The organism is Streptomyces sp. NPDC005017 (assembly GCF_042873115.1).
Lineage (GTDB): Bacteria > Actinomycetota > Actinomycetes > Streptomycetales > Streptomycetaceae > Streptomyces.
The window spans coordinates 293,037-314,813 of sequence record NZ_JBIALD010000004.1; the positions used below are offsets into that span (position 1 = coordinate 293,037).

Annotated in this window: 19 protein-coding genes, 1 pseudogene and 1 riboswitch; of the genes and pseudogenes, 11 read left to right on the plus strand and 9 right to left on the minus strand. The window is 73.4% G+C overall.

The window, feature by feature from the left end; translation table 11 throughout:
* Nucleotides 1-177: 177 nt before the first annotated feature.
* Complete coding sequence (locus tag ACFYR0_RS08530) at nt 178-1,551, plus strand: S1 family peptidase (RefSeq protein WP_389323354.1); 1,374 nt, start codon at nt 178-180, stop codon at nt 1,549-1,551.
* 231 nt (nt 1,552-1,782) lie between these two features.
* On the opposite strand, the gene ACFYR0_RS08535 is transcribed toward ACFYR0_RS08530, so the two are convergent.
* Complete coding sequence (locus tag ACFYR0_RS08535; protein WP_389323357.1) at nt 1,783-3,927, minus strand: SpoIIE family protein phosphatase; 2,145 nt, start codon at nt 3,925-3,927, stop codon at nt 1,783-1,785.
* A 325-nt stretch (nt 3,928-4,252) separates the two neighbouring features.
* On the opposite strand from ACFYR0_RS08535, the gene ACFYR0_RS08540 reads away from it, so the two are divergent.
* The 7 genes and pseudogenes from ACFYR0_RS08540 (at nt 4,253) to ACFYR0_RS08570 (ending at nt 11,365) form a co-directional block, all read left to right on the plus strand.
* Nucleotides 4,253-6,691: a SpoIIE family protein phosphatase gene (locus ACFYR0_RS08540; RefSeq protein ID WP_389323360.1), complete on the plus strand. Its 2,439-nt coding sequence runs from the start codon at nt 4,253-4,255 to the stop codon at nt 6,689-6,691.
* Nucleotides 6,692-6,831: 140 nt separating this feature from the next.
* A pseudogene (locus tag ACFYR0_RS08545) lies at nt 6,832-6,966 on the plus strand (hypothetical protein); the annotation flags it as partial.
* Nucleotides 6,967-7,296: 330 nt separating this feature from the next.
* Complete coding sequence (locus tag ACFYR0_RS08550; RefSeq protein WP_389323788.1) at nt 7,297-7,497, plus strand: hypothetical protein; 201 nt, start codon at nt 7,297-7,299, stop codon at nt 7,495-7,497.
* Between the two features lie 103 nt (nt 7,498-7,600).
* On the plus strand, nt 7,601-8,668 hold the full coding sequence (locus tag ACFYR0_RS08555; RefSeq protein WP_389323768.1) for a glucose-1-phosphate thymidylyltransferase: 1,068 nt from the start codon (nt 7,601-7,603) through the stop codon (nt 8,666-8,668).
* 59 nt (nt 8,669-8,727) lie between these two features.
* Nucleotides 8,728-9,693, plus strand: a complete 966-nt coding sequence (gene rfbB / locus ACFYR0_RS08560; RefSeq protein WP_389323363.1) for a dTDP-glucose 4,6-dehydratase — start codon at nt 8,728-8,730, stop codon at nt 9,691-9,693.
* On the plus strand, nt 9,690-10,565 hold the full coding sequence (rfbD, locus tag ACFYR0_RS08565; protein WP_389323366.1) for a dTDP-4-dehydrorhamnose reductase: 876 nt from the start codon (nt 9,690-9,692) through the stop codon (nt 10,563-10,565). Before rfbB ends, rfbD begins: the two co-directional genes overlap by 4 nt.
* Nucleotides 10,562-11,365, plus strand: a complete 804-nt coding sequence (locus tag ACFYR0_RS08570; protein ID WP_389323369.1) for a class I SAM-dependent methyltransferase — start codon at nt 10,562-10,564, stop codon at nt 11,363-11,365. The genes rfbD and ACFYR0_RS08570 overlap by 4 nt, the downstream gene beginning before the upstream one ends.
* Before the next feature lie 63 nt (nt 11,366-11,428).
* Here ACFYR0_RS08570 and rfbC read toward each other — a convergent pair whose 3' ends face one another.
* Nucleotides 11,429-12,043 (minus strand): dTDP-4-dehydrorhamnose 3,5-epimerase, encoded by a 615-nt coding sequence (gene rfbC / locus ACFYR0_RS08575; protein ID WP_389323372.1) that lies wholly within the window; start codon nt 12,041-12,043, stop codon nt 11,429-11,431.
* 2 nt (nt 12,044-12,045) lie between these two features.
* A complete protein-coding gene (locus ACFYR0_RS08580; protein ID WP_389323375.1) occupies nt 12,046-13,962 on the minus strand; it encodes a glycosyltransferase family 2 protein in 1,917 nt (638 codons plus the stop codon).
* A 110-nt stretch (nt 13,963-14,072) separates the two neighbouring features.
* Between ACFYR0_RS08580 and ACFYR0_RS08585 the strand changes: the two genes are divergently transcribed.
* The gene (locus ACFYR0_RS08585; RefSeq protein ID WP_389323378.1) at nt 14,073-14,573 is read left to right on the plus strand and encodes a metallophosphoesterase family protein; all 501 of its coding nucleotides are present in this window, start codon (nt 14,073-14,075) and stop codon (nt 14,571-14,573) included.
* A gap of 163 nt (nt 14,574-14,736) precedes the next feature.
* On the opposite strand, the gene ACFYR0_RS08590 is transcribed toward ACFYR0_RS08585, so the two are convergent.
* Nucleotides 14,737-15,867, minus strand: coding sequence for an XdhC family protein (locus ACFYR0_RS08590; protein WP_389323381.1), 1,131 nt, complete (start codon nt 15,865-15,867; stop codon nt 14,737-14,739).
* Between the two features lie 282 nt (nt 15,868-16,149).
* Between ACFYR0_RS08590 and ACFYR0_RS08595 the strand changes: the two genes are divergently transcribed.
* On the plus strand, nt 16,150-16,593 hold the full coding sequence (locus ACFYR0_RS08595) for a peptidase inhibitor family I36 protein (protein ID WP_389323384.1): 444 nt from the start codon (nt 16,150-16,152) through the stop codon (nt 16,591-16,593).
* Nucleotides 16,594-16,646: 53 nt separating this feature from the next.
* Here the strand turns inward: ACFYR0_RS08595 and ACFYR0_RS08600 are convergent, their stop codons facing one another.
* Nucleotides 16,647-17,897, minus strand: coding sequence for a YncE family protein (locus ACFYR0_RS08600; RefSeq protein WP_389323387.1), 1,251 nt, complete (start codon nt 17,895-17,897; stop codon nt 16,647-16,649).
* Between the two features lie 148 nt (nt 17,898-18,045).
* On the opposite strand from ACFYR0_RS08600, the gene ACFYR0_RS08605 reads away from it, so the two are divergent.
* Complete coding sequence (locus ACFYR0_RS08605) at nt 18,046-18,699, plus strand: TetR/AcrR family transcriptional regulator (RefSeq protein WP_389323390.1); 654 nt, start codon at nt 18,046-18,048, stop codon at nt 18,697-18,699.
* A 13-nt stretch (nt 18,700-18,712) separates the two neighbouring features.
* Here the strand turns inward: ACFYR0_RS08605 and ACFYR0_RS08610 are convergent, their stop codons facing one another.
* From ACFYR0_RS08610 to ACFYR0_RS08625, 4 genes are all read right to left on the minus strand, one after another.
* The gene (locus tag ACFYR0_RS08610) at nt 18,713-19,942 is read right to left on the minus strand and encodes a glycosyltransferase (protein WP_389323770.1); all 1,230 of its coding nucleotides are present in this window, start codon (nt 19,940-19,942) and stop codon (nt 18,713-18,715) included.
* Between the two features lie 79 nt (nt 19,943-20,021).
* On the minus strand, nt 20,022-20,876 hold the full coding sequence (locus ACFYR0_RS08615) for a bifunctional 5,10-methylenetetrahydrofolate dehydrogenase/5,10-methenyltetrahydrofolate cyclohydrolase (protein ID WP_389323393.1): 855 nt from the start codon (nt 20,874-20,876) through the stop codon (nt 20,022-20,024).
* A 22-nt stretch (nt 20,877-20,898) separates the two neighbouring features.
* Nucleotides 20,899-20,984, minus strand: a riboswitch (ZMP/ZTP riboswitch).
* A 77-nt stretch (nt 20,985-21,061) separates the two neighbouring features.
* Nucleotides 21,062-21,331, minus strand: a complete 270-nt coding sequence (locus ACFYR0_RS08620) for a hypothetical protein (RefSeq protein WP_389323396.1) — start codon at nt 21,329-21,331, stop codon at nt 21,062-21,064.
* A complete protein-coding gene (locus ACFYR0_RS08625; RefSeq protein WP_389323399.1) occupies nt 21,319-21,684 on the minus strand; it encodes a nuclear transport factor 2 family protein in 366 nt (121 codons plus the stop codon). The genes ACFYR0_RS08620 and ACFYR0_RS08625 overlap by 13 nt, the downstream gene beginning before the upstream one ends.
* Nucleotides 21,685-21,777: the final 93 nt, after the last annotated feature.

The window sequence follows — 21,777 nt, forward strand, 5'->3', positions numbered from 1 at the left end:
ACCGGCCCCCGCCCGTCCGGCGAGAGGCATGGCCGGATCGGCGTGGCGGACCCCCTTGCCCCGAAACGGAATTGAACGGCCCACGCGCCTCCTGCGTACAAGTGACCATCCAGGCGCCCCAGACCCGGTCGCCGGCCGGCGACCCACCAGACCCCGTCCCCCAGGAGGTCGAGAAGTTTGAGTCACAAGCGAATGCCGAAGCGCAAGGCCGCGATCGCGGCGGGCAGCGTGGTGGCGCTCGGAGCGGCGGCACTGCTGCTGCCCCACGCCAACGCCTCCCAGGACGGCGCGGCAGACGCGGCGGCGCCCAGGACCCTGAAGGCGTCGGACGCCTCCTCGCTCTCGGAACAGCTCGCCGCCGCACTCGGCGACGCCTTCGCCGGTTCCTACTACGACGCCGACCGGCAGCAGCTCGTCGTCAACGTCGTCGGCGACAACAACCAGCTCATCGTGCAGGCCAAGCAGGCCGGTGCCGCCGTGCGCCAGGTCGACAACAGCACCGCCGAACTGGAGGCGGCCGCGGGGACCCTGAAGGCCGACGCGACCATCCCCGGCACCGCCTGGGCCGTCGACCCGCGCACCAACAAGATCCTCGTCACCGCCGACCGCACGGTCACCGGTGACAAGTGGGACACCCTGGAGTCGACCGTGGAGGGTCTCGGCTCCGGCATGGCGACCATCCGCAAGTCCAGCGGGACGTTCAAGCCGCTCGTCTCCGGCGGCGACGCCATCTTCGGCGGCGGCTCACGCTGTTCCCTCGGCTTCAACGTCACCGCGGGCGACGGCAGCCCGGCCTTCCTGACGGCCGGTCACTGCGGTGTCGCGGTCGAGCAGTGGTCCGACTCCCAGAACGGCGCCCCGATCGGCACCGTCGACCAGGCCGTGTTCCCCGGTGAGGGCGACTTCGCGCTCGTCAAGTACGACGACCCGGCGACCCAGGCGCCCAGCGACGTCAACATAGGCAACGGCCAGACCGTCGCCATCAACCAGGCCGCCGAGGCCGCGGTGGGCCAGCAGGTCTTCCGCATGGGCAGCACGACCGGCCTGAACGACGGCCAGGTCACCGGCCTCAACGCCACGGTGAACTACCCGGAGGGCACCGTCACCGGGCTCATCCAGACGAACGTCTGCGCCGAACCCGGTGACAGCGGCGGCGCCCTGTTCACCCAGGACGGCAACGCGATCGGCCTCACCTCGGGAGGCAGCGGCGACTGCACCTCCGGCGGCGAGACCTTCTTCCAGCCGGTCACCACGGCGCTGGAGGCGGTCGGCGCGACGCTCGGCGCGGGCGACGGCGCGGGCGCGGACGGCGAAGCCGGAGCCGGCGGCGAGGCGGGCGCCGGCGATGAGGCGGGCGCCGGCGGCGAGGCCGGAGCGGGCGCCGAAGCAGGTGCCGGCGGTGAGGCCGGTGTCGGCGAGGAAGCCGGTGCCGGCGAGGAAGCCGGTGGCGAGCAGGCCGGAGCGGGGGACGGCGCCGGTGACGCCATGAACCCCGGCGACGGTGCCGGTGCCGGCCAGGAGGAGGAGCCCGGCCTGGAGGGCGGTCACTGACCCCACGCTCCGAGCTCGTTCTCGGCACACCCGAGCCCCACCGGCCGTACCCACCAGCGGTCGGTGGCCGCGGCCCGGTCCTTCGGCGGGAGGACCGGGCCGCCTCGCGTTCCCACCGGTTCTCCCGCACTCGCACCGGGCCCTTCCCACCATCCCACCGGTCAGACCCTCGCCCCCGCCGGGCAGACCCCGGCTCCCGCCCGCCCTGCCCCCCTCTCCCGGCGATCGCCCTCACCGCTGCGCCCGCAGCAACAGCAGCGCCACGTCGTCCAACCGCTCCTCCGCCGCGGCCAGATGCCCGACCAGGACGTCCGCCAGCCGGTCCAACGGCCGCTCCCCGGCGCCCGCGAGACGCTCACCGAGCGCCGCCAGGGCGTCCTCGATGTCGACGCCCGGGGATTCGATGAGCCCGTCGGTGTACAGCACCAGGACGGAGCCGGGCGGCAGCGGGACCTCGGTCGTCGGATAGACCGCCGAGGCGTCGATGCCCAGCAACGGCCCGCCCGCCAGGTCCAGCACCCGCACCCGCCCGTCGGGCCGCAGCAGCAGCGGCGGCGGATGCCCGGCCCGCGCCATCACGGCCCGGCCGTGCGCCGGGTCCAGCCGCAGATACAGACAGCTCGCGAACAGATCCGAGCCGAGGTCGATCAGCAGCCGGTTGGTGCTGCCCATCACCTGCTCCGGGGCCTGGCCGACGGTCGTGTAGGCCCGTACGGCCGTGCGGAGCTGGCCCATCAGCCCGGCCGCCGTCACGTTGTGCCCCTGGACGTCCCCGATGACCGCGGCCGCACCCTCCGGCGTCGGGACCAGGTCGTAGAAGTCACCGCCGATGTCCATGCCCCGGGTGCCCGCCAGATACCGCGCCGCCGCCTTCACCCCGGGCAGCGGAGGCAGCGTGTGCGGCAGCAGCGCCGCCTGGAGCCCGTGCGCGAGCTGGTGCTTGGCGTCGTAGAGCAGTGCCCGCTCCAGGGCAAGCGCGATCAGACCGCTCAGGCTGGTGAGCACGGCGCGTTCCTCGGTGGGGAACATGTGCGCCTCGGTGTACGCGATCACACAGGTGCCCACCGGCCGCCCGGAGGCGATCAGCGGCAGATACGCCCAGGCGGCGAAGCCGTCCGGGGTGCTGTGCCGGGCCGGGTACAGCCGCTCCAGATGCTCGCGCGACTCGAAGAACGCCGGTACCCCGCTGCCGAGCGCGTGCACCCCCGGGGTCTGCGCGGTCAGCGGGGTGCCGTCGAAGCGTTCCACGATGTGCGGGTCCGGATAGCCGCGGTGCCCCAGCACACGCAGCCGGCCCGAGCGCGAGGCGAACACGACGACCGCGTGGCCGCCGACCGCCGGCACGATCTCGTCCGCGACCAGCTGCACCACGTCCTGCACCCCCACCGCCTCGGTCAGCGCGCCCGCCAGATTCAGCACCTGGGAGATGGTCACCAGCCGGGGCGGCGGGTCGGCTGCGTCCCCCGGGCGCGCCCCGGGCCGCCCCAGCCGCGCCACCGCCCGCGCGCGCGTGATCCGCACGCTGAGCCCGGTCGTGCTCGGATAGAGCCGGAACGACAGCCAGTCGCCGGGCGGGCGCAGCGCCACGAACGAGGTGACCTGCTGACTGAACAGCGCACCCCGGTAGCGGTCCTCGTACACCGGGTCGTTCAGCCAGGACACCGACGCCCACGGCTGGGTGCCCAGCAGCCGGTTGACCGGCACGCCGAGCAGCTCGGCCGCCGCCGCGTTGGCGAAGACCACCCGGCCGTGCAGATCGAGCGAGCACAGCCCGTACGGCAGCCGGGCCGCCATCCGCGCCGCCTCGACCGTCCCCAGGGTCGCCGAGACTCCGCCGACGGGCGGGGAACCGACCAGATCCGGCTCGGGGGCGAGCGGCACGCTGTGCTCGGCGGCGCGCTCCAGCCGCACCGCGAGCCGGTGGCAGGCGGCCGTCAGGTGGTCGCGCTCGTGGTCGGACATCTCCGGCGGATGCGAGCCCGGCCAGGTCACGAAGACCGCGCCGTAGACCGTGCCGTCGGTCGCCACCGGCAGCGCGGCGAGCGCGAACGGATACGGCAGGACGACGGCGATCCGCGGATACAGCCGGGCCATCTCCTCCTCGCCGCCGACCCACACCAGCCGCCGTTCGTTGACCGCGTCGGCCACGGGGATGTGCGCGCTCAGCCCGACGCGTTCCCAGGGCGCGGCGAACGACCGCGGCAGCCCGGCCATCACCGCCATCTCCAGCAGCGGCTGGTCGGGCGAGAGCAGATAGACCGCACCGGAGTGCGCGTGCACCTCGTCCATCATCGCCGCGAGCGACAGTGACAGCAGCGGCCGGCCGGCCGGCGCGTGGTGGGCCGCCGGTGCCTGCCCGTCGGACACGCCGACCACCTCCTCGCCCGGCCGTGCGCGGGTTCCCCGCGTGCACCGCGCGAGGGTCCCGGCCTTCAAATCTGCCCCCACCGGGCCCTCGGCGCACGGCGAGGCACCGGCGAGCCCGGTCCGGCCGGCCCCGCTCCGCCCGCCGCGCACGGGCACAGGGCCCGGTGGAAACCCGCGTCCCGCCGCCGTCTCCGGGCGGCCCGAGGAACGCGCCCTCCGCGCGGAACGTACGAGTCAGGATCTGTTCGGCGGTTTTCGAGCCGCTGCCCGCGGCGGGCTCCCCGGAACGCCCGCAGGGGCTGCGCGGGCGCGCCATCCGCGCTGTAATACGGACGTGGTCAGTGCGGGCACCGAGGGACGGGGAGGCGGGGCTCTGCGTGCCGATGTCGCGCTCAAGGCCCTGACCGTCGAGCCGGATTCACCCGAACGGCTCCGCCGTGTGCTCGAACAGGCGCTCGTCTTCACCACCGCCACGTTCGCCGCCGTCTACGCCACCTCCGCGGACCTGCTGCGGCTCGTCGACTCGGTCGGCGTCCCGCGCGCGCTCTACGGCCTGCGCGACAGCTATCCGCTGGCCGGCCACTCCCCGGCGGCGGACGCCCACCGCATCGCCCGACCGGTGTGGTGCGGCCCCGTGGGCCCCGACGGCGGCGGTACGGCCCTCAGCGCCCCCGAGGGCGGCTTCTGGATGGCCGCGCTGCCCACCGACCGGGACCGCGAGGGCGGCTGCCTGGTCGCGGTCACCGAGCGTCCCGGCGGCTTCGGAACCGAGGAGCGCACCTGCCTGGAGCTGATCGCCGACGCCGTGGCCTGCCCCGTCCCCGCCGAGGCCGTCGAGGCCGCGACCCCCGGTCCCGCCGGGTTCGTCCTCGCCGTGGACACCGGGCGGGTCGAGGTCGGCGACGAACTCCTCGACCTGTTCGGTCTCGGCCGCGAGCAGTTCGACGGCAACGTCGAGACACTGCTGCGCCTCACCGTCCCCGAGGACCTCCCGGCGCTGATGAGCGTCACCGAGGCGGACCACATCTCCACGGGCGAGCGCGAACTGGAGTTCCGGGTGCTCCAGCCCACCGGCTCGCCCCGCTGGCTGCGGCTGCGCGGCCGGCTGCAGCCCGGCGCGCAGGACCGCCCCGCCCGGCTCGTCGGCACCGTCGCCGACGCCTCCACCCTGCGGGCCGACGTCACCGACGTCGCCCGCGTCCAGCGGCTGGCCGCCGCCCTCGCCACCGCGGGCACCGTCCGTGACGTCGGCCAGGCCGTCGTCACCGCGCTGCGCGCACCCCTGCGCGCCGACCGCCTCGCCCTCGCCGAGCTGGAGGGCGACCGGCTCGTGGTCACCGTCCTCGACCCGCCCGACCCGGAGTCCTGGCCCGAGCTGTGGCGCCTGGAGTGGCGTACGGAGTGGCCCGACGCGCCCGTCCGGGCCATGCCCAGCCTCGCCGCCGCCCTCGACGAGGGCAGGGCCCGCATCTGGCCGGCCGGCACCGACCTGGAACCGGCCCTCGCCGAGGTCGGCCCCGGCGGCCTGGCCGTGCTCCCGCTGCCCGCGGGCAACCGCATGGCCGGCGCCTGCCTGATCGGCTGGGACACCCCCCACGAGTTCGGCCCCGACGAACGCGCCCTGCTCACCGCCTCGGCCGGTCTCGCCGGGCAGGCCCTGATGCGCGCCCGCGCCTTCGACGCGGAGCACGAACTCGTCGGCATGCTCCAGCGTCAGCTGCTGCCCCGCCGGCTGCCCAAACTGCCCGGCGCCGAGGCGGTCGCCCGCTATCTGCCCACCACCGCCGGACTGGAGGTCGGCGGCGACTGGTACGACGTGATCCCGCTGCCCGACAACCATGTCGCCCTCGTCATCGGCGACGTCCAGGGCCACAGCGCCGCCGCCGCCACCCTGATGGGCCAGATGCGCACCGCCCTGCGCGCCTACGCCGCCGAGGGGCACCCGCCCGACGTCGTCGTCTCGCACGCCAACCGGCTCCTCGTCGACCTGGAGACCGAGCTCTTCGTCACCTGCTGCTACGTCGACGTCGACATGGAGGAAGGCTCCGCCTGGAGCGTGCGCGCCGGACATCTGCCACCGGTGCTGCGTCACCCGGACGGCCGAACCGAGATCGCCGAGGCGGAGGGCGGCCTCCCGCTCGGCGTGGAACGCCAGGCCGACTTCCCCATGAGCCCGCTGCGCCTCCAGCCCGGCACCGTGCTCGCCCTCACCACCGACGGCCTGGTGGAGTCCGCCGACTCCGACATCGACACCGGCATGGCCCGGTTCGCCGCCGACCTCGGCGCGGGCGACCCCGCCCACCTCGGCCTGGTCGCCGACGCCCTGCTCGGCAGCGCCCAGCGCAGCGACGACGTGGCCCTGCTGCTGATGCGCTACGACGGCATGGCCGTCCGGCCGCGCCGCGAGAGCTGGACGGTGTGGCGGGTGCCCGAGGCGGTCCGGCACGCACGCCGCTTCACCCGGCGCACCCTGCGCGCCTGGGACGTCACCGAGGAGATCGACGCCGTCCTGCTGATCGTCTCCGAGCTGGTCACCAACGCACTCGTCCACACCGACGGCCGGGTCCGCCTCGACCTCACCCTCGTCAACAGCCGGCTGCGCATCGCCGTCAACGACTCCTCGCCGCGCACACCGGTGAAGCCGACCAGCATCGGCTGGGAGGCCACCGGCGGACGGGGACTGCTGCTGGTCGAGGCCTCCTCGGCGACTTGGGGGACCCTGCCGGTCAGCGGCGGGAAGCAGGTCTGGAGCGAGATCAACCTCCACCGGTGACCGGCACGCGTTGCCTTCGCACCGCGGGAGTGCCAGCTCGGCGGGGGTTTCCCGGACGTCCCGCGGGTGGGCGACAGGCAACCCGCCGACCTCGCCCGGCCGGCCTCGCCGCGCACCAGCGCTCCGCCGCCAACGGCACCGTGCACCTGTGGGACCCGCGCCGATCCCGCCTCGCGGCAACCCTCACCGGGTACGCCGGATCGGTCCGGGGCGTGGCCTTCGCGCCGGACGGCGGCACGCTCGCCGGCAGTGGCAGCGGCAGCGGTGGCACGGTCCGGCTATGGGACGTCACCGCCCGGCGGCCGTGGGCCACCCTCACCGGACACACGGGCACGGTGTGGGGCATCGAGTCCGTGCCCGGGGGCCGGACGCCGGCCAGCGTCGGCAACGACGGCACCGTACGGCTGGGGACCTCGAGCCGGCCGCCAGGCTCGCCCGGATCTGCCCGCTGCGCGGGACGCTCGGCGAGGACGCCCGCGGACCGCTCCTGCCGGAGGTCCCGGCCGACCCGCGCCACTCCTGCGTCCGGCCTCCTCACCCGTCACATCACTCTCCCGGGTGAGGGTTTCCCGGCCGCTCCCCGTTGCCTCTTTCGAGTGGGCCGCGTGCCGGGCGGGACGACACCGGGGAGGGGTCGGCAGGCCGGCCGCCGACCCGGGCCGACCGGCGTCCGGGTCCGCTGCCAGAGGCACGCCGAGCGCGTCACCTCCGACGGCTGCACCAACGACGTCCGGTCCTGCCTGCCCGACCACCGCGCCGGGATGACCAACACCTATCTGCTGGACGGTGTCCCCGCCTGTCCGTGACAGGTGGGGACACCGAGAGGCGAACAAACGGGTAGACGGGGGAGTACGGAGGAAGTACGGCAAGCGACCGCCGGTCCGCAAGATCCCCGCTATGGTGAAGCAGATGAAGGCACTCGTGCTGTCCGGAGGCGCCGGAACACGGTTGAGGCCGATCACCCACACCTCGGCCAAGCAACTCGTTCCGGTCGCGAACAAAGCCGTGCTGTTCTACGGCCTGGAGTCGATCGCCGCGGCGGGGATCACCGAAGTCGGAGTCGTCGTGGGCGACACCGCCGAGGAGATCCAGGAGGCGGTGGGCGACGGCTCGAAGTTCGGCCTCGACATCACCTACATCCCCCAGGAACGCCCCCTCGGGCTCGCCCACGCGGTGCTCATCGCCCGGGACTACCTCGGCGACGACGACTTCGTGATGTACCTCGGCGACAACTTCATCGTCGGCGGCATCACGGGCCTCGTCGAGGAGTTCCGGCGCAGCCGGCCCGACGCGCAGATCCTGCTCACCCACGTCCCCGACCCGCGCGCCTTCGGTGTGGCCGAGCTCGGCGCCGACGGGCAGGTCGTCGGCCTCGAGGAGAAGCCGGAGAACCCCAAGAGCGATCTCGCCCTGGTCGGCGTGTACCTGTTCACCCCGGCCATCCACGACGCCGTGCGCGCCATCGGCCCGTCCTGGCGCGGCGAGTTGGAGATCACCCACGCCATCCAGCACCTGCTCGACGACGGCGCCGACGTCCGCTCCACCGTGATCCACGGCTACTGGAAGGACACCGGCAACGTCGTCGACATGCTGGAGGTCAACCGCACTGTCCTGGAGGGCCTTGAGCGGCGGATCGACGGCGAGGTCGACGACACCTCCGAGACCGTCGGCCGGGTCGTGATCGAGAGGGGCGCCCGCGTGGTCGGCTCCCGCATCGTCGGCCCCGTCGTGATCGGCGCCGGCACGGTCGTCACCGCCTCCTACGTCGGCCCGTTCACCTCCGTCGCCGAGAACTGCCGCATCACGGACAGCGAGCTGGAGTTCTCGATCGTGCTGCGCGACTCCTCGATCGACGGCGTCGGCCGGATCGAGAACTCGCTGATCGGGCGCCATGTCGAGGTCACCCCGGCGCCCAGCGTGCCCAGCGCCCACCGGCTCGTCCTGGGCGACCACAGCAAGGTCCAGATCCATACCTGAGCAGGTGCGCGACCCCGTACCGAGCAAGGTGCCAGCTTGAGCAAGGTGCAGATCACTTAATGAACCTCCTCGTCACCGGCGCCGCCGGATTCATCGGCTCGACATACGTCCGCACCCTGCTGGCGGACGACGGCCCGGACGCCCCGCACATCACCGTGCTGGACAAACTCACCTACGCGGGCACCCTCACCAACCTGCCGGACGAACACCCCCGGCTGAGGTTCGTGCGCGGCGACATCTGCGACGCCGCGCTCGTCGACAAGCTGACCGGCGAGAGCGACCAGGTCGTGCACTTCGCGGCCGAGTCCCATGTGGACCGCTCCATCGAGGGCGCCGCCGAGTTCGTGCGCACCAATGTGCTGGGTACCCAGACCCTGCTGGACGCGGCCCTGCGGCACGGCGTCGGCCCGTTCGTGCACGTCTCCACCGACGAGGTGTACGGCTCGATCGACACCGGCTCCTGGCCCGAGACCCACCCGCTGAGCCCCAACTCCCCCTACTCCGCCTCCAAGGCCTCCTCCGACCTGCTCGCCCTGGCCTACCACCGCACCCACGGCCTCGACGTGCGCGTGACCCGCTGCTCCAACAACTACGGCCCGCACCAGTTCCCCGAGAAGGTCGTACCGCTGTTCGTCACCAACCTGCTCGACGGCCTGAAGGTGCCGCTGTACGGCGAGGGCCTCAACGTGCGCGACTGGCTGCACGTCGAGGACCACTGCCTCGGCGTGGACCTGGTGCGCACGGCGGGCCGGCCCGGCGAGGTCTACAACATCGGCGGCGGCACCGAGCTCACCAACAAGGAGCTCACCGGACTGCTCCTGGACGCCTGCGGGGCCGGCTGGGACATGGTCGAGCACGTGCCCGACCGCAAGGGCCACGACCTGCGCTACAGCGTCGACTGGACCAAGGCCCGCACCGAACTCGGCTACCGGCCCCGCCACGACTTCACGAGCGGCCTCGCCGCCACCGTCGACTGGTACCGCGACCACCGCGGCTGGTGGGAGCCGCTCAAGGAGCGCCGATGAACTGGCTGGTCACCGGCGCCGGCGGCATGCTCGGCCGGGACACCGTCGCCGCCCTCACCCGGCGCGGCGAGCAGGTCACCGGCCTCGACCGCACCGCCCTCGACATCACCCTCCCCGCGTCGGTCGAGGAGGCGTTCGCCGCGCACCGCCCCGACCTGGTGGTCAACTGCGCCGCCTACACCGCCGTCGACGACGCCGAGAGCCACGAGGCACAGGCCCTGCGCGTCAACGGCGACGGCCCCCGCAACCTGGCCCGCGCCTGCGCCGCCACCGGCGCCCGCCTGCTGCACGTCTCCACCGACTACGTCTTCTCCGGCGAGACCCGCACGGCGCCCTACCCGGAGGACCACGCGCCCGCCCCGCGCACCGCGTACGGCCGCAGCAAGCTCGCGGGCGAGCAGGCGGTCCTCGCCGAACTGCCCGAAGGCTCCGCCGTCGTGCGCACCGCCTGGCTCTACGGCGTCCACGGCCGCAGCTTCGTGCGCACGATGCTCGGCCTCGAGGCCTCCCGCGACACCGTCGACGTCGTCGACGACCAGCGCGGCCAGCCCACCTGGAGCGCCGACGTGGCCGAGTGCCTCGCCGCGCTCGGCCCCCTGATCGGCCCCGGCCTGCACGGCGTCTTCCACGCCACCTCGGCCGGCGAGGCCACCTGGTACGACCTGGCCCGCGCGGTCTTCGGCGGCGTCGGCGCCGACCCCGACCGGGTGCGCCCCACCAGCAGCGCGGCCTACCCCCGGCCCGCGCCCCGCCCCGCGTACAGCGTCCTCGCGCACGACCGATGGCAGGAGGCCGGCCTGCCCCCGCCGCGCGCCTGGCGCGACGCCCTGCACGAGGCACTACCCCTCATCCGCAAGGAGTCCCCTTCGTGAAACGCCATGAGTTCCTGCGCGACCTGCACAAGGTCACCGCGAACCGCAACTACCTGGAGATCGGCGTCAACGACGGCCGCAGTCTGAAGCTGTCGCGCGTGCCCAGCATCGCGATCGACCCCGCCTTCAAGGTCGTCACGGAAATCAAGTGCGACGTCCACCTGGTGAAGGCCACCAGCGACGACTTCTTCGCCCGTGAGAACCCCCTCGCGCACCTCAGGGGCGGCCGCCATCCGCTGCGCAACCTCGCCAGGGGCCGCAGCCCGGTCGGCTACTGGAAGCGCACCACGCTCGACCTGTCCTTCATCGACGGCATGCACCTGTTCGAGTACGCCCTGCGCGACTTCATCAACGTCGAGAAGCACTCGGACTGGGCGAGCGTCATCGTCTTCGACGACATGCTGCCCCGCAGCGTCGACGAGGCCGCCCGCGACCGGCACACCAACGCCTGGACCGGGGACGTCTACAAGCTGGTCGAGATCCTGAACCGGCACCGGCCCGACCTGGTGACCGTCCTGGTCGACACCGAGCCCACCGGGCAGCTGGTGGTCTTCGGGGCGGACCCGTCGAACACCGTCCTGAAGGACAAGTACGACGAGATCATCGCCGAGTTCGAGGTGCCCGACCCGCAGAAGGTGCCCGAGACCATCCTGGAGCGGGTGCCGGCGGTACGGCCCGAGACGCTGCTGTCGGCCGGGTTCTGGCGCCCGCTGGTGCGCGCCCGCAACATCGGCGCGGGACGCTCGCGGGGCCTGCCGCCGCTGCGCCGCGCGCTCGCGGAGTACGCGGTCGGCGGCTGAGACGCACACGAGGAACGGGCCGTCGGCCTTCGGGGCTGACGGCCCGTTCCTTTGCCTGGCGGGTCAGTCGTCCAGTGGCCGGCCGCCCGCGCGCAGCCGCTCGTAGTGGGCACGGCAGGCCTCGTAGCCGGGGAGGAGCCCGGCCTCCCGCGCCTCGGCCAGGGACGGTGCCTCGGCGTCCTTCGGCGACAGCACCGGCTCGATGCCCCGCGGCCACTCGATGCCCAGGCCGGCGTCCAGCGGGTGCACGCCGTGCTCGCGCTCCGGGGCGTAGCCCGTCGAGCACAGGTAGATGACCGTCGCGTCGTCGGTGAGCGCCATGAAGGCGTGTCCGAGGCCCTCGGAGACGTACACCGCGTGCCGGGTGTCCTCGTCCAGGCGGACCGCCTCCCACTGCCCGAACGTGGGCGAGCCGACCCGCAGATCGACGACCACGTCCAGCACCGCGCCCCGCACACAGGTGACGTACTTGGCCTGGCCGGGCGGCGTGTCGGCGAAGTGCACCCCGCGCAGCACGCCCCGCCGCGAGACCGAGCAGTTGGCCTGGGCGAGGGACAGGTCATGGCCGGCCGCCTCGGCGAACTCGCTGCCCCGGAACCACTCGTGGAAGCTGCCCCGGTCGTCCGGGAACACCTTGGGCTCCAGGATCCAGGCGCCCTCGATGCCGAGAGAACGCATCGCTACCTCCCCGCCCCGAACAGTCCTCGTACCTTGCGTGCCACCCGTCCGGCGAGACCCGGCCCGGCGGCGCGCACCAGGTCGACGCGCCCCGACCGGGACCGCAGTTCGATCGGCAGCCCGTGCCGGGCCGGTGCGCCCGGCACCGGGACGAACGCGGCCCGCCAGACACCGTCGGCCAGCAGGCCCGCGGAGAGCGCGGCCGTCAGCAGGGAGCCGCCGCCGGACGGGTCGGGCGCCAGGGTGCCGGGCACCTCGACCGGGGTCGGCGACGCCGGGGACGTCAGCCGCACCGCCACCTCGGTGGCCGCGGGCACATAGAGCGGCAGCGGCGCGCTCAGCCGGCCGTCCACCACGGTGACCTGGTCCTTCGCGATCCTGGCGAGCCCGAGCCGCTTGGCGGCCTTGTCCACGTCCAGCGAGAGGTTCCGGTGCGGCTCGGTCCAGTACGGCAGCACCACATGGCCCGCGGCCACCCCGGCGGGCGGCAGGGAGCGCTCGCCCTTCGGCGCGGGGCCGAGCCGCACCTCCTTGGTCCAGCCGGCCAGCTTCAGCCGCGCGACCGCGTCCCACAGCCCGGCCGTGAGCGGGGTGTCCCCGGCCGCGGTCGCGGGGTCGACGACCGCCGTCGAGCGCAGCACCAGGCGCACCCGACCGTCGCCCGCGGGGACGGTCTCGTGGTCGACCCGGACGGGCTGGAAGTGCGGGGCGGCGCTGGAGCGTTCCTTGAACACCAGGTCCAGCGAGCTCTTGCCGAACCGGGTCACCGCCTCCGCGCCCAGCCAGTCGATCGCGTCCCGCACGCTCTCCGGCGGCTCGGCCCCCGGAGTCCCGGCACCGGCCGGGAAGGTCATGGGCTCGCCGTGCAGGGCGAGCTGCGCGGAGAACACGATTCGCAGGGCCCCGTCCTGCCACTCGACCCGCTCGGGGACCGACTTCACCCCGATGGCCGCCTCCCACTCGGCGAAGGCCAGCGTGTCGCCGTACCGGCCCTGCTCCGCCAGCTTGGCGACGTACCGCTGGGTGGCCGGGAGTCCGGCCGCGACCTCGGGGCCGAACCGTTCGACGACGACCTTGTGGATCTCCTGGAAGAGGTCCTTGCGGAAGTCCTCGGGCGCCGTCAGGAGCCGCTTGCCGCGCAGCCGTTCGACCATCTCGTTGCGCAGCCAGCGCCGGTACAGCCGGTCGCGCAGCGGGCCCGGCTCGGTGTACCGCTCGACCACGTCGAGCGCCTCGCGCAGATTGCCGAAGTAGCCGGCCGGGTCGAAGCGCTGGAAGCCCGCGTTGGAGGCGTCGTCACGGCGTACGTGGTAGTAGCAGACGTAGTCGCTGAGCACCGAGACGTTCTCCGCGCGCAGATACGCCTCGGTGACGAAGACATGGTCCTCCAGGCGGCGCCGGCCCTCCGGGAAGCGCAGGTTCGTGCGGTCCAGGAAGGCCTTGCGGAGCATCTTGTGCGGGGTGAGGCTGTCGATCAGCGGGGCGTTCGCGACGGTGGCGCGCGGGTGGTTGCGGCGGAACAGCTCCACCGGCACCCCGCGGTTCTTGCCGGCCATCTTGCCGACCACCACGTCCGCCGCGTTGGCGACGCCGTACTCGTACATCCGCTCCAGCGCCTGGTCGCCGAGGTAGTCGTCGTTGTCGACGAACATCACGTACTCGCCCTTGGCGGCGTCGATCCCGACGTTGCGCGGCTTGCCCGACCAGCCGGAGTTCTCCTGGTGGAAGACGTGCACATGGGGGTGCTCGGCGGCGAGCGCGTCGAGCCGGGCCGGCGTGTCGTCGGTGGAGCCGTCGTCGACGAAGATCACTTCGTATTCGTCGTCGGGGAGCGACTGGCGCAGAAGAGAGCCGACGCAGTCTTCGATGTAGCGTCCGGGGTTGTAGACCGGAACGATGACACTGACCTTCACCGGCATGGCCTCCTGGCCCCCTGGGTCGTCTGCCGTTCGCGTCGAGGATTGCCACGCGTTGCCCGATCTTATCCCGCTCGTCGCTCCGGCGATCGCCGCGCGCCTACGCTGACCGCATGCGTCTGCTTCTGATGTCGGACACCCACATCCCGCTCCGGGCAAGGGAGTTGCCCGAACAGTTGCTCGCCGAACTGCCGCTCGCGGACGTCGTGCTGCACGCCGGCGACTGGGTGGACACGGCCACGCTCGACCTGCTGGAGCACCGCGGCCGCCGCCTGGTCGGCGTCTACGGAAACAACGACGGGGACGCCCTCAGGGCGCGGCTGCCCGAGATCGCGTACGCCGAGCTCGGCGGTCTGCGCTTCGGTGTGGTCCACGAGACGGGTCCGGCGCGGGGCAGGGAGGCGCGCTGCGCGGCCCGGTTCCCCGGGCTGGACGTGCTGGTCTTCGGACACAGTCACATCCCCTGGGACAGCACCGCGGCCACCGGCCTGCGGCTGCTCAACCCGGGCTCGCCCACGGACCGGCGCAGGCAGCCGCACTGCACCTACCTGACCGCGTCGGCCGCCGACGGGGTGCTCACGGACGTGGTGCTGCACCGGCTGCCGCCGCGCTGAGCGGGGACGGCGGGGGCGCCATGGGAGGGCGGGCCGTCCCGGTCTGCCGGGAACGGCCCGCGCGCTGCGAGTGTGGGCTGTCTGTCACAGACCTCCTTCCCGCTGGGTCGCACCGGGGACACGTTCATCCCCGTGGACCGGCGACTACCCGATTTGTCCTGGTTTACGCCTTCGGGGAGGAAGAATCTTCGAAGGGTGACGGAGGGTGTACGGCCCCCTCCGTCCCGGTCAGCGGACCGCCGCTGCCGCCCCATCTCAGGGCCACGATCTCCGCGGCCACGGACACCGCCACCTCCTCTGGCGTACGGGCGCCCAGGTCGAGCCCGATCGGAGAGCGCAGCCGGGCCAGCTCGGCCCCGTCGAGCCCCGCCTCGACCAGGCGCGCCCGGCGTTCGTCGTGGGTGCGGCGGCTGCCCATCGCCCCGATGTAGGCGGCGGGCCGGCGCAGTGCCTCCCGGAGCAGCGGCACGTCGAACTTGGGGTCGTGGGTGAGCACGCAGATCACCGTGCGCCCGTCCGTCTCGGCGCCGCGCAAATAGCGGTGCGGCCAGTCCACGACGACCTCCGTGCCCGGCGGGAAGCGGCGGGGCGTCGCGAAGACCGGGCGGGCGTCGCACACGGTCACCCGGTAGCCGAGGAAGTCACCGATTCGGGCGACCGCAGCCGCGTAGTCGATGGCCCCGAACACCAGCATCCGCGGCGGCGGCGCGTAGGAGTGCAGGAACACCGACACGGCGTCCTCGCGGCGCTCTCCGTGCGGGCCGTAGTGCCGTACCCCCGTGGCGCCGAGGGCGAGTTCGCCGCGCGCGTCGGCGGTGACGGCGGCGTCCAGGCCGGGCGCGCCGAGGGTGCCCCGGACCTCGTCCGGCCACACCGCGAGCACCGCCCCGCGCGCCGCGGGGCCGTCGGTCACCGTGGCCGTGGTGACCGGCCGGCCCGCCGCCACCGACTCGGCGACCGCGCCGAAGGCCGGGTCCCGTTCGGGCGTCACGGGCCGCACCAGCACGGTGATCTCACCTCCGCAGGTCAGACCGACGGCGAAGGCGTCCTCGTCGCTGTAGCCGAAGGTCTCCAGCCGGGCCCGCCCGTCGGCCAGGGACTCCTGGGCCAGTTCGTGGACCGCGCCCTCCACGCAGCCGCCCGACACGCTGCCGAGCACCTCGCCGTCCGGGCCGACCGCCATCGCGGCGCCCGGATCGCGGGGAGCGCTGCGGCTGACCGCCACCACCGTGGCCAGCCCGAACGGGCTGCCGGCCGACCACCAGCCGTTCAGCGCCGGGAGAATCTCACGCACCGAGGGGCTCCTTCGATCCGGCGCCGTGGCCCCGGAAGGAACGGTTCCCTCCCCCGGGTCGCTCCGTCGAGGACATGACGCTCCGGGCACACGTTCCATCTTGGCACCCCCGCCCGCACCGACTCCCCAGGCGCGTTGCGCGGGGGCCGGGCCGGACCCCCGCCGGTCCCGCCCGGCGGGCGCCGATCAACGCGTTCGGCCGCGGGGGCCGCCTGACTTAAACCTGACTTAAACTCGCCTCGGCCGAATTGGATCATCAGTGTGAATCCCAGGGGGAACGACATGTCACTCAAGCGCATCGCCACGGTCGCGGCCGCGGCTCTCGCGGTACTCGGCGGGAATCTCGTGACGGCGAACGGCGCGGCGGCGTCGCCGCTGGCGACCGTGAACAGGGACGGCTGGTGCGACAAGGAGGAGGTGTGCCTGTACTACAACTCCAACCTCTACGGCGCCATGTTCGACGTCAGCGGCGACCTGCTCAGCTATGCCGGTGAGAGCTTCATCTGTTCCAAGGACGGCAGCGGCGGCCTGAACATCTGCAACGGTAGCGGCAGTGAGGTGTGGAACAACGCGGCCTCCGTGCGCAACAAGACCCGTTGCGATGTGTGGATCTACTACAACACCGGCCAGCGGGGCGCCCGGCAGTTCATCCCGCGCTACAGCTGGGCGAATCTGAACGCCACGTTGAAGAACGAGAACGCGTCCCACGAGTTCGTCGGCTGCTGACGTAAGGAAGCCGTCCGCCCAGGGCGTGTCGCGAACACGCCCTGGGCACGGCCTCAGCCCTTTCGTGTGCCGGTCCAGTCGGCCCGTACGTGTGCGAGGCGGACGCGTTGCGGATGGTCGCCGACCGGTACCGAGACCGTCTTGCGGCCGGTGGCGAAGTCGATGGCGGTGACCTGGTCGGCGCCGCTCTCGGAGACCACGCACGACCGGCCGTCGCCGCTGACCGTGGCCCAGTAGGGCTTGGACGCGGTGATCAGCGGGCCCTCCTGGAGGGTGGCGCGGTCGACGACCGTGGCGTAGTCGTCCATCGTGCCCGCGACACAGAGCTTGGAGCCGTCGGGGCTCACCGAAAGGCCGTGGTGGCGCGAGTCGTTGACCCAGGTGGTGCGGTCCTCGCTGGTCGCGGGGTTCTTCGGCAGGACCTTGGTCCGGGTGATCCGGTCGCTCGCCACGTCGTACTCGAAGAAGCCGTTGAAGAACGACACCTGGAAGTACAGCCTGGACTCGTCGGGGCTGAACGCGGCCGGCCGCACCGCGTCGGAGTACTCGCCGAGCCCGGCCGCGTCCAGGCGCTGGCGCATGTCGATCACCCTGACCTGGCGGAAGGTCGTGGTGTCGACGACGGTGATACGGCGGTCGCCCTTCGTCCAGTCCAGCCAGGGGGCGTCCAGGGCGGTGTTCACGTCGCCGATGGACATGTTCCAGAGGTGCCGGCCGTCCCGGCTGAAGACGTTCTCGTGCGGCTTGTCGCCGGTGCCGAAGGAGCCGAGCTGCGCGCCGGTGACGACGTCCAGGACGTGGACGGTGTCGGAGGTCGAGGCGGACACCGCGACCCGAGTGCCGTCGGGGGAGACCGCCATGTGGTCGGCGCGGTAACCCGACACCGCGAAGCGCCAGTTGACGACGCCGGTGGCCAGGTCGATGGAGACCACGTCGGCGAAGCTGGGCCGGGAGACCACCATCGAGCGGCCGTCCGGGGTGGCGTACATGTCGTCGACGAACTGGTCGTGGCCCTCGCCGACTCCGTTGCGGATGGCCATGAAGTAGATCCACTTGATCGGATCGGCGTTGATCTCCGCCATGCGCCGGTCCTTGTCCGGCACGACGTTCACCCGGCCGATCCTCGCGAAGTCGCCGGAGGAGCCGATGACATCGGCGGTGCCGTCCCAGTTGTTGCCGACGAACATCACCTCGCGCAGCGCGTCGTCGGGGGAGTCGGCGGACGCCGAGGCGGCGGGGAGACAGGCCGCCAGGGCGAGGGCGGCGGCGACGGTGCACAGGTGCCGGGAGCGGAAGGCAGACATGGCTGCACTCTCCTCGGGGGTGGGGGCAGTCTGAATACAGCGTCGTTCAGAGTGACTTACTGGAAAGTAAGGAAGGGGTGCCCTTCTCCACAAGACTCCGTGCACGACAAAATCGGGGTTCGGCGCGGGCGGACCACGGGGAGGCACGGTGACGGGCAGGCTCAGAGGGCCGACCGGGCGCTACGGCGGCAGGTCCGCCCAGGAACGCCAGGCCGAGCGGCGCCGGCGTTTCCTGGACGCGGCGCTCCAGCTGTTCGGCGACACCCCGGGCTACCGCGCCACGACCGTCGCCGCGCTCAGCGAGGCCGCGGGACTCTCGACCCGCCAGTTCTACGAGGAGTTCCGCACCCTCGAGGACGTCCTCGCCGACCTGCATCTCCAGGTCAACGGCTGGGCGGAGGAGGCCGTGCTGGCGGCGGCCACGGCGACGGAGGGCAGGCCGCTCGGCGAACGCGCCGACGCGATCTTCCGGGCCTACGCCGGGAACGTCACCGCCGACCCGCGCCGCATCCGCATCACCTTCGTCGAGATCATCGGGGTCAGCCCGCGCCTGGAGGAACAGCGGCTCGCCCGCCGCTCGCGCTGGGTCGACCTCATCTGCGACGAGGCGGCCGCAGCCGTCACCCGGGGCGAGGCCACCCGCAGCGACCACCGCCTCGCCGCCGCCGCGTTCATCGGCAGCGTGAACGGGCTTCTCCACGACTGGAGCGCGGGCTGGGTGGACGCGACGCTCGACGAGGTGGTCGACGAACTCGTCCGCCAACTGCTTTCCATACTGCGGCCGTTGGAGGGGGACTCCTGAGCCGGGCGCGCGCTCAGCCGCCGAGCCGGTCCAGCGCCGCCACCACCGGCGCCACCCCGTCCTCCTCGCGCAGCCGCGCCCCGAGCGCCGCCGCCCGGGTGCGGTACGCCGGGAGCGACACGGCACGGCCGAGCGCGGCGGCGAGCGCGCCCTCCGTCACCCGGCGCAGGGGCAGCGCGCACGGGGCCACGCCCAGGGCGACCAGCCGGGCCGCCCAGAAGGACTCGTCGAACTGCACCGGCACCGGCACGGCCGGCACCCCGGCCCGCAGCCCGGCCGCGGTGGTGCCCGCGCCCGCGTGATGCACGACGGCCGCCATGTGCGGGAAGAGCAGGGAGTGCGCTGCCTCCCCGACGGTCAGCATGTCGTCCCCGTCCGCCGCGAGCCCGCCCCAGCCCCGCTGGATCACCCCGCGCAGCCCCGCCCGGCGCAGCGCCCGCACGATCAGCGCGCTCAGCCCGTCCGGGTCGGGCACCGTCGCGCTGCCCAGCCCGACGAACACCGGCGGCGGCCCGGCGGCGAGGAACTCCCGCACCGCGCCGGGGAGTCGGGACCGGCCGTCGTACGGCCACCAGTATCCGGCGATGTCCAGGCCGGGCCGCCAGTCGCGCGGGCGGGGCACCACCAGCGGGCTGTAGCCGTGCTGCACCGGCCAGCCCCGCCGCTCCCGCTCCCGGCGCAGGGCACCGGCGCGGACGGCGGACAGTCCCAGCCCGGCCCGTACGCCGGGCACGACGGTCGCGAAGACCTGCTCCACGGCGGCGTTCACGCCGTGCCCGGCGACCCGGTTGGCGACACCGCCGAGGGAACGGTCGCCCAGCAGCGGCGGCCCGAACTCCCGGGTGGGGGCCATCGGCTGGAGGTTCAGGCCCAGACTCGGCAGCGCGAGGCCCTCGGCCACGGCCACGCCCAGCGGGGCGACCGGCGCGGCCAGCAACAGCACGTCGGCGGCGCGCGCGGCGGCCACCAGGTCCTCCGTCATCCGGCCCATCACGGCCCGGGCCATCGACGCCATCCGCAGCAGCTTCCCCGCGCCCGTCGTACTGCGGTGCAGTCTCCGTCCGCGGGGGGACTCCAGTTCGTCCTTCGGATCGACCGGCAGCCCGTGGAAGCGCACCCCGGACCCGGCCACCAGCGGCTCGAACCTCGCGTGGGTCACCAGGGTCACCTCGTGACCGGCGCGCACCAGACCGTGCCCGAGACCGGTGAACGGGGCCACGTCGCCCCGGGAACCCGCTGTCATGATCGCGACTCGCACGGGGGGAGTATGCCCACCTCGCGGCCCGCCCAACGGCAGCCCGGCCCGGACGCGCCGGATCCGGCTACCTGGCCACGCCGAGCTGCCGGGCGGCCGCGTCCACCGTCTGCTCCAGCAGCGTGGCGATGGTCATCGGACCGACGCCGCCGGGCACGGGCGTGATCAGCGCGGCCCGCTCGACGGCCGAGTCGAAGTCGACGTCACCGACGTTGCCCGCGTTGTAGCCCGCGTCGATCACGACCGCGCCGGGCTTGATGTCCTGGCCCTTGATCAGCCGTGCCCGGCCCACCGCGGCGACCACGATGTCCGCCTCGCTCACGGCAGCGGACAGATCCCGGGTCCGGGAGTGGCAGTAGGTCACCGTCGCGTCCCGGGCGAGCAGCAGCATGCCGGCCGGCTTGCCGAGGATGGCGCTGCGGCCCACCACCACGGCGCGCTTGCCGGACGGGTCGACGTCGTACGCGTCGAGCAGCCGCATGATGCCGCCGGGCGTGCAGGACACGAAGCCGGGCAGGCCGAAGCTCATCGTGGCGAAGGAGGCGAAGGTGACGCCGTCGACGTCCTTCTCCGGCGCGATGGCCTCGAACGCGGCCCGCTCGTCGATGTGTTCGCCCATCGGGTGCTGGAGCAGGATGCCGTGCACGGCCGGATCGGCGGACAGTTCCCGCAGCGTGGCGACCAGTTCCCCGGTGGTGGTCGTCGCGGGCAGCTCGACGTGCCGCGAGGCGATCCCCGCCGTGCGGCAGCGGTTCTGCTTCATCCGGACGTAGGTGACGGAGGCCGGGTCGGCGCCGACGAGCACCGTCGCCAGACACGGTGCGGTGCCGGTGCGGGCGGTGAGGTCCGCGGCGCGTCTGCCGGTCTCCTCGACGAGGGTGCGGGCGAGCGCGGTGCCGTCCATGAGGCGTGCCTGAGCCATGATCCACTCCTGGGTCGATCGATCTCGTCGCCCAGGCGCACGGCATGTCAGTGGATGAGGGCCGCTCCCCGGTGGTGCTCCACCTCAGCGCCAGTCACGGTCCACGGCCAGCCTAACCGAGGCCTCCGCCGCTCGCGGCGCCGGCCCCGGTGACCTCGGCCGACCGGTGACCTCGGCCCACCCGGTCACCTCGGCCGGCCCCGGCGCAGGGGCCGGGCCGAGGGGAGCGGACGGGGCGCGCGGGAGGACCGGACGGCGGCGAGCGGGTGCGGCCGGGCGCGGCGCAGCAGGGTCCGCAGCGCGGCCACGGCCATCTGCCGCCGCGCCACGGCGGCCGGCCCGGAGCGGCGGGCCCGGCGCGCGGGGGCCGGTGCCAGCCCCGCGCGCGCCGAGAAGCTCCAGCTCATCCGGGTGCTGAACCGGATGAGCGGCAGGCGGGGCGCTATTCGTCCCATGCCTGGATCATGGTCTGCTCGACGATCTTGCCGTCCCGCAGCCGGATCATCGACTCGGAGAGCACCCGGACACCGTCCGGGTACAGACACGACTCGCTGTAGGCGGCCCGGTCGCCCTGGACGATGCACTCCTCCATCTTGTGCGTCATGTCCCGGCTGTAGACGTCGTTGAGCATGGCTTCGATCTCGTCGCGGCCGTGCATGACCATGGGATGGCTGGGCTGGGTGTTGCGGTCGACGACCCGTAGTTCCGCGTCGTCGGCGTAGAGCGACATCAGGCCGTCCGCCGACTGGCCTTCCAGACCCCGGCGCAGTGTGTCGGCGCTGAAGGCGGGGCTCGTGCTGGTGCCCATGATGACCTCCTTCGAGGCGCGCGCGATCCGGCTGGCGACGGGCGCCGCGGCCTCAGTAAGAGCGTCCTCCGGTCCACGGGGACCGGCAAGCGC